We start from the raw sequence: 3,114 nt of genomic DNA on the forward strand, positions 1-3,114 counted from the left end.
CGCCGCGGCCGGGCGTCGGGCGCGGCCGGGGCGTCCGGCGCGGGCCCGGCGGGCGCGTCCGTCACGCGGCGCCCTCACGACGCGCGGGCTCGAGCGCGACCCACCGCACGCCGTGCTCGGGCACGTCGAGCGTCAGCACGCCGTCGTGCTCGGCGTCGGTCGCGCGCGGGTCGGGCAGCGGCGCACCGTCCCACAGGTCGCGGGCCGTCCAGCGGTGCGCGCTCGCGGCGGCGTCGCCCACCAGCGCGGACAGCGGCAGGTGCTCGGTGCGCACGCCGGTCCCGGTCCAGAACACCGCGACGTAGCGCGTGGCCTCGCTGCCGGACCGCGCACCCCACACGACGACCTCGCCGTCGCCCGCGGGCTCGCGCTGCAGCTCGCGGCCGTCGACGCCGGTGCGCAGCACGTGGCCGACCGCGGGCGTCGTGAGCAGCGCGATCGTCGCGTCGTCGGACGTCGGCAGGTCGCCGCCCATCATGAGCGGCGAGCGGGCCATGACCCACAGCGTGAGGAGCGTGCGCTGCTCGTCGGGCGTGAGGCGCGACGCGCGGTCGTCGCCGCGCTCGGCGCGGATCCCGATGCGCCCCAGGGGCAGCATGTCGGCGTCGGCCCAGCCGCCGGGCTGCTGGAACGGCGCCCACCGCGCGAGCCGCGCGAAGTTGGCGTGCACGTCCTCCCAGCGGTCCCAGAGGTCGTCGCACACGCGCCACATCTGCGCGTGCTCGCGCAGCACGGGCAGGTGCGCGGTGGACAGGCGCGTGCCGGGCGACAGCGACAGCACGATGTCGCGCCCCGAGCGCGCGATGGCGCGCGACCAGGCGGTGATCGCGTCGGCGTGGAACGGCGCGAGCATGTCGTCGACCTTGACGAAGTCGACGCCCCACGACGCGAGCTGTGCGACGAGCCCGTCGAGCCAGGCCTGCGCGGCCGGGTGGGTGTGGTCGAGCCCGTACATGTGGCCGTTCCACGTGCAGACGGACGACGTGTCGGCGACGTCGGCGGTCGTGACGACCGCTCCGTCGGGGCTCACGACGGGCAGCGCGGCGGCGACCGCGGTGCGCGGGATGCCGCGCAGCACGTGGACGCCGAGCTTCAGCCCGAGCGCGTGCACCTGCGCGGCGAGCTCGGTGAAGCCGCGGCCGCCGGCGGCCGAGGGGAAGCGCGCGGGGTCGGGCTGGGGGTAGCCGTGCGCGTCGAGCACGAGGCCGCTGCCGTCGGTGTAGCCGTGCGCGCGGGCGGCGGGGTCGGACCAGTCGATGTCGACGACGACCGTGTCCCACCCGTGCGGGAGCAGGTGCTCGGCCATGAAGCGGGCGTTGGCCAGGACCTCGGCCTCGGTGACGGTCGTGCCGTAGCAGTCCCAGCTGTTCCACCCCATGGGCGGGGTGAGGGCCAGCGTCATCGTCGACTCCTTCTACATCGTTGTAGAGTCGACTCTGCCGCACCGTGCGGCGCGGCGTCAAACCCACGCGCGGCGCACGGCACGCACGAGCGTACGTCGCGGGGGCCGACGGCCCCGACGGCCGGCCGTTACCCGATCGTGGCTTGACCGGGGACCGGTGCCCGTGTCAGTTTGTGCAACGTTGTAGATCAACGTTGTAGAGACGTTGCAGCATCGGAGAGGTCAATGACGACCAGCAGGAGCGACGGGCGACGCGCAGGGGCGCCGCAGCGCCCCCGGGCCACCGGGACCGCGGCTCCGCACGGACGTGGACCTGACCGACCCACCACCACGGGAGGCAGGCAGATGAAGAAGAGCAGGCTGGTCGTCGGCGCGACCTGTGCCGCGCTGGTCGGCGCGCTCGCGCTCACCGCGTGCAGCAGCGACGGCGGCGGCGGTGACGACGGGAGCAAGAAGATCACCTTCATGTTCCGCGGCGGCCCCGACGAGAAGAAGGCCTACGAGGCCGCGATCGACAAGTACACCGAGGCCACGGGCGTCGACGTCGAGATGATCGTCACCGACGCCGACCAGTACGCCACCAAGCTCCAGGCCGCGGTCGCCGGCAACAACGTGCCCGACGTGTTCTACATCGAGCAGGCGTCGCTGCAGTCCTACGTCGCGTCGGGCGTGCTGCTCGACATCACCGACCAGGTCGAGGCGTCCGACGTGGACCTCGACAACCTCTGGGAGTACGGCGTCGACTCGTACCGCTTCGACGGCACGCTGCAGGGCACCCCCGAGGGCCGCCTCTACGGCCTGCCCAAGGACATCGGCCCGTTCTCGTTCGGCTACAACAAGACCATGCTCGAGGCCGCGGGCATCCCGCTGCCCGACAAGGACACGCCGCTCACGTGGGAGCAGTTCGTCGAGATCTGCAAGCAGCTGACGACGGACACCGACGGCGACGGCGCGGTCGACCAGTGGGGCACCGGGCTCAACGTCCAGTGGAACCTGCAGTCGATGGTGTGGAGCAACGGCGCGGACTTCATCGACGCCGACCGCACCACGGTCACGGTCGACACCCCCGAGTTCGCCGACGCGCTGCAGAAGTTCGCCGACCTCACCACCGTCGACGCCGTCACGCCGTCGGCCTCCGACGCGGCGACGCTCGACACGTACCAGCGCTGGATGGCCGGCGAGATCGGCTTCTTCCCCGTCGGCCCGTGGGACGTGAGCGTCTACAACGACCTCGACTTCGACTACGACCTCATCCCCTGGCCCACCGTCGGCGACGGCGGGACGGCCACGTGGGTCGGGTCGCTCGGCATCGGCGTCTCCGCGACGTCGAAGCACCCCGACGAGGCCGTCGAGCTCGTGACGTACCTGTCGGCCGACGCGCAGGCGCAGCAGACGCTCGTCGACGCGAACATCCAGGTCCCCAACCTCATCGACGTCGCGACGGACTGGGCGCAGGCCGCCGACGCCGAGCCGGCCAACCGCCAGGAGTTCCTCGACATCGCGCAGGACTACGGGCGCGCGATGCCCGCGGCCTTCACGTACGGCGCCGCCTGGTACGACGAGCTCTGGACCAACATCCAGCCGGTCCTCGACGGCAAGCAGACCGCCGCCGACTACCTGGCCGACGTGCAGCCGCGCATGCAGGCGCTGCTCGACGAGTCCATCGCCAACGCCGAGCAGGCGTTCGCCGGACGCTGACGCACCGCGGTCCC

General features: G+C 72.8%; 2 protein-coding genes. One reads left to right on the forward strand and one right to left on the reverse strand.

Translation table 11 applies throughout. The features are described 5' to 3' along the window. Window positions 1–61 precede the first annotated feature (61 nt). Complete coding sequence (locus CS2_RS18015) at window positions 62–1,402, reverse strand: TIM-barrel domain-containing protein (RefSeq protein WP_070320994.1); 1,341 nt, start codon at window positions 1,400–1,402, stop codon at window positions 62–64. A gap of 345 nt (window positions 1,403–1,747) precedes the next feature. Between CS2_RS18015 and CS2_RS18020 the strand changes: the two genes are divergently transcribed. Next, window positions 1,748–3,100 carry an ABC transporter substrate-binding protein gene (locus tag CS2_RS18020; protein WP_070320995.1) on the forward strand — a complete coding sequence of 451 codons (1,353 nt, stop codon included), beginning with the start codon at window positions 1,748–1,750 and terminating at the stop codon, window positions 3,098–3,100. The last annotated feature ends 14 nt before the right edge of the window (window positions 3,101–3,114 follow it).

Origin of the sequence: Cellulomonas iranensis NBRC 101100 = JCM 18110 (genome assembly GCF_001552375.1) — a bacterium.
In the GTDB taxonomy this organism is placed as follows: Bacteria; Actinomycetota; Actinomycetes; order Actinomycetales; family Cellulomonadaceae; genus Cellulomonas; species Cellulomonas iranensis.

Bases quoted from the DNA above. Each gene is read 5' to 3' on its own strand.
- CS2_RS18015 (WP_070320994.1), bottom strand. From the start codon at position 1,402: ATGACGCTGGCCCTCACCCCGCCCATGGGGTGGAACAGCTGGGACTGC.
- CS2_RS18020 (WP_070320995.1), top strand. From the start codon at position 1,748: ATGAAGAAGAGCAGGCTGGTCGTCGGCGCGACCTGTGCCGCGCTGGTC.